This window comes from Streptomyces sp. W16 (assembly GCF_033194735.1).
GTDB lineage: Bacteria > Actinomycetota > Actinomycetes > Streptomycetales > Streptomycetaceae > Streptomyces.
The window spans coordinates 1-4,294 of record NZ_JAWOAI010000694.1 but is presented as its reverse complement, the minus strand read 5'-3'; the positions used below and the strand labels follow the sequence as shown (position 1 = coordinate 4,294).

4 protein-coding genes are annotated in these 4,294 nt (G+C 68.4%); 3 read left to right on the top strand and 1 reads right to left on the bottom strand.

Annotated features, from left to right (window positions below):
• Both R6V09_RS47300 and R6V09_RS47295 read left to right on the top strand, forming a co-directional pair.
• A partial coding sequence (locus R6V09_RS47300) for a cytochrome c oxidase subunit I (RefSeq protein ID WP_317887637.1) occupies positions 1-800 on the top strand: 800 nt, incomplete at its 5' end.
• Positions 801-805: 5 nt separating this feature from the next.
• The gene (locus R6V09_RS47295) at positions 806-1,147 is read left to right on the top strand and encodes a hypothetical protein (protein ID WP_442810269.1); all 342 of its coding nucleotides are present in this window, start codon (positions 806-808) and stop codon (positions 1,145-1,147) included.
• 49 nt (positions 1,148-1,196) lie between these two features.
• Here R6V09_RS47295 and R6V09_RS47290 read toward each other — a convergent pair whose 3' ends face one another.
• A complete protein-coding gene (locus tag R6V09_RS47290) occupies positions 1,197-3,155 on the bottom strand; it encodes an RICIN domain-containing protein (protein WP_317887635.1) in 1,959 nt (652 codons plus the stop codon).
• Between the two features lie 181 nt (positions 3,156-3,336).
• Between R6V09_RS47290 and R6V09_RS47285 the strand changes: the two genes are divergently transcribed.
• On the top strand, positions 3,337-4,294 hold a 958-nt coding region (locus R6V09_RS47285; RefSeq protein WP_317887638.1), incomplete at its 3' end, for a glycosyltransferase.

Here is a 4,294-nt window from a genome sequence, read left to right as displayed (position 1 = left end):
GACTGGTCGCGGCCACGATCTCCATCGCCGGCCTCTCCGTGACCGTGTGGGCCCACCACATGTACGTCACCGGCGGAGTGTTGCTGCCGTTCTTCTCCTTCATGACGTTCCTCATCGCCGTGCCAACGGGCGTGAAGTTCTTCAACTGGATCGGAACCATGTGGAAGGGGTCCCTGTCCTTCGAGACCCCGATGCTCTGGGCGACGGGCTTCCTGATCACCTTCGTGTTCGGTGGTCTGACCGGCGTCATGCTGGCGTCCCCGCCGCTCGACTTCTCCACCTCGGACTCGTATTTCGTCGTGGCCCACTTTCACTACGTGGTCTTCGGCACCGTGGTCTTCGCGATGTTCTCCGGCTTCCACTTCTGGTGGCCGAAGATGACCGGCAAGATGCTCGACGAGCGCCTCGGCAAGATCACCTTCTGGACGCTGTTCACCGGCTTCCACGGCACCTTCCTGGTCCAGCACTGGCTGGGCGTGAACGGGATGCAGCGCCGGATTCCCGACTACCTCGCGGTGGAGGGCCTGACGACACTCAACACCGTGTCGACGATCTCCTCGTTCCTGCTCGGCCTGTCGATCCTGCCGTTCCTCTACAACGTCTGGAAGACAGCCAAGTACGGCAAGAAGGTCGAGGTCGACGACCCGTGGGGCTACGGCCGTTCACTGGAGTGGGCGACGTCCTGCCCGCCGCCGCGGCACAACTTCCTCACCCTGCCCCGGATCCGCAGCGAATCCCCGGCGTTCGGCCTCCACCACCCCGATGTCCCGGCCCTGGAACGGGAGTTGACGTCACGGTGACCACTATGGACGAACTCCCGCTGGACCCGAGGACGTTCCTCAACGAGATCGAGGGTCACCTGCTGATCGCCGCCGCCCGCACGGAGGGCCGTACAGCCGCCGCGCGCTTCACCGCCCGGCTCGACTGGCTCACCGACGGCCAACGGGCCGACGTGGAACGGCACTTCGAGGCGGAGTACCTCGCCCTCACCCGTGTCTCCTGGGAGCGTACGGCCGAGCGGGGCAGGCAGTTGCGGCACGAGTACGAGGAGAGGTACTGGGGGCTGCGCCAACGCCTGCTCGCCGCCTGCCTGTTGGGGTGTGCGCTGCTCGTGGCGACGGGACTGGTCGTCATCGCGCTCGCCTAGAGACACGCGTCCCGCCGGCCCTGACGACCGGCGGGACAATGCGCCACGACTACGTCAGCGTCCACTTCTGGTTGTTCGCCGTGCCGCAGGTGTACAGGATCAGCAGGGTCCCGTTGGCCGTGGCGGCGCCGGACGCGTCCAGGCACAGGCCCGCGTTGACGTTGGTGAGGGTGCCGTTGGAGTTGGCGGTCCACTTCTGGTTGTTCTGGCCGTTGCAGTCCCAGATGACGACCTTCGTACCGTTGGTGGTGCCGCTGTTGTAGGCGTCCAGGCACTTGTTGCCGTACACCACGAGTTCCTTGCGGGAGGTGTACGTCCAGGCCTGGTTCTGGCCGCCGTTGCAGTCCCAGATCTCGGCCTGGGTGCCGTTGGTGATGGTGTTGTTGTAGATGTCGGCGCAGCGGCCGGACCCGGTACCGACGACCAGGTTGCCGTTCGTGCCCGGGATGGGCTGGACGTTGATCGCTCCCAGGGTCGGCAGTGAACTGCCGGTGAAAGTGAGGGAGTTGGCGGAGCCCTTCGACAGATCGACCTGGACCGAGACCGTGCCCTGGCTGGAGCCGGTCGGCGGGAAGGAGACCGTCGTGGCGGTCTGGCTGTTGACCTGGAGGGTGCCGGTGACGGCGGTGGAGCCGGTGTTGGTGTAAGGGATGTCGACGACGTCCAGGCCGGTGCTCGCCGCGCTGACCGAGGTGTACTTGCCGGTGGAGGCGGCGGTGTAGTTGGTGCTCGCCGCCTCGGTGCCGCCGCTCACCTTCAGCATCACCGAGCCGCCCGCCGGGACGCTGGCGGTGTAACTCGTGGCGTACGAGCCGAGGTTGGTCTGCGCCCAGAGGTCGCGGACCGTGGCGGAGGCGCCGGTCAGGCCGAGATCGGACCAGCGGACGGTGATGTTCTGGGCGGAGGAGGTGCGATTGAGCAGTACGACCGCGCGGTTGCCGGTGCCGGAGAGGACCCTGCCGTAGACCTGGAGGCCGGTGGTGTCCTCGGCGACCTTGACGCCCTGGAGTCCGCGCGCGTCCTGGTCGACGGCGACGACGTCCGAGTTCTTGAGGATCGCGGCGGTCTCACTGGTCATCGTGGTGAGGTCGTTGCCGGCCAGTAGCGGGGCGCCGGAGATCGCCCACAGGGCCATGTGGGTGCGGTTCTGGGCCGCCGTGAGGCCGGACATGCCGACGGTGAGCATGTCGGGGTCGTTGTAGTAGCCGGTGTGCTGGGCGGCCGGGTGCAGGGTCTGGTCGAAGTTGGAGAGCACGCTCGCCTGGGACGCCGTGCCGCCGTAGTAGTAGATGTCCGTGCTGGTCCGCCACATGGGGGCGAGGCCCGTGGCCCAGTTCCAGGTGTTCTGGTAGCCCCAGTTGCAGATCGAGAGGGTCAGCGCACGGCCGGTGCTGGCGGTGGCCTTGGTGACCGAGGCGCTGATCGCCTTGTACGCCGTCGCCGCGTCGAGGCCTTCGGCGTCACCGCCGCACCAGTCGACCTTCACGAAGTCGAAGCCCCACTGGGAGAACTGCAGCATGTCCTGGTCGTAGTGGCCCTCGCTGCCGGTGTTGGCGGCGGCGGGGCGGCCCGTCGGGTAGTAGTAGCCACAGCCGTTCGCGCCGGCGTCCGTGTAGATGCCGGCCTTGAGACCCTTGCTGTGGATGTAGTCGGCGATGGCGCTCATCCCGCCGGGCCACTCGCTGGTGTCGACGGTGATGTTGCCCGCGCTGTCGCGGGTGCCCTGCCACCAGCCCTCGTCGATGTTGATGTAGTTGTATCCGGCGGCCGGGAGGCCCGAGGCGACGAACGCGTCGACCTGCGCCTTGATGACGCTGTAGTCGATCTTCGCGGCGAAGCTGTTCCAGGAGGCCCAGCCCATCGGGGCGGTGGGCACGGCTATCTGACGGGTCGTCGAGGCGACCGGAGCCGTGTGGAGCGGGTCCGCGGGCGCGGGTCTGGTGAACAGAAGCAGGGTGACAGCCGCTGCGGCCGTCGCGAGGACGCGCAGCACGGGGGTGCGGAACATGCGGCTCCTTTGCCGATATCTCGAACAAGGATCGGGCAACCGAACGAAACGGCGCGCTGAAAGTAGAGCCACCGGAGGGTGAAGTCAACGGCTGTGACACGAGGGGCAGTTGGAATCCCCGCGGGAATCCCCCACTCGTCGGCCATGGGGCGCGATACTGACCGGCGTGCGCGTAGCGATCATGACGGCGGGATCCCGGGGCGATGTGGCCCCCTACACCGGACTCGGGCATGCCCTGGTCCGAGCCGGGCACGAGGTCACCCTCGTCACCCATGGCGGTTTCGCGCCCCTGGTGGCGGGTTCGGGTGTCGGTTTCCATCCTCTTCCGGTCGATCCCCGGGCCGAGTTGGAGTCCTCACGGGGGCGCGCGCTGCATCGCAGTGCCTCGGGCGGGGGCAAGTTGCTGCGGGTGGTCACGATGGCGCGGGCGCTGGTCGGGCGGATGACCGACGATCTGCTGACGGCCGCGCGGGCGAGTGATGTGCTGTTGCTGTCAAGCTCGTTGGGGCCGCTGGGGCATGCCATCGCCGAGGGGCTGTCGTTGCCGAGCATGGGCGTGTACCTCCAACCCCTCGCGCCCACAAGGGAGTTCGCACCCCCGGTGCTCGGCGGCGGCTCCTGGGGCACGGTCGGCAACCGGGTCGCCGGGCACGGGGTGAACCGGGCGGTGGAGCACGTCTTCGCCACCGCCGTACCGGAGGTGCGAACCCGCCTGGGCCTGACCCGCACCCGTCCCGGCACCGCGCTCCGGTCCCGGGAAGCGCACAACTGGCCCGTCCAGCACGGCTTCAGCCCGCTGATCGTGCCCCGTCCGGCCGACTGGCGGCCCGGGCTCACAGTGGCCGGCTACTGGTGGCCGTACGACGGAGACGTCCAACTCCCTTCCGAACTGCGGGACTTCCTCGACTCCGGGCCGGCTCCGGTCTTCGTGGGGCTCGGCAGTGCCACCGTGCCCGATCCCGAGCGGCTGAGTGCCGAGATCGTGCGCGCGCTGCGCCGGGCCGGGCTGCGCGGGGTCATCCAGCGGGGCTGGGGCGGCCTCGAAGCGGCCGGTGACGATGTCCTGAGCATCGGCGAGGTGCCGCATTCGGCGCTGTTCCCGCGGATGGCGGCCGTCGTCCATCACTGCGGTGCGGGCA

Coding starts and splice junctions, on each gene's coding strand:
- R6V09_RS47295 (WP_442810269.1), top strand. CDS start 806: ATGGACGAACTCCCGCTGGACCCGAGGACGTTCCTCAACGAGATCGAG.
- R6V09_RS47290 (WP_317887635.1), bottom strand. CDS start 3,155: ATGTTCCGCACCCCCGTGCTGCGCGTCCTCGCGACGGCCGCAGCGGCT.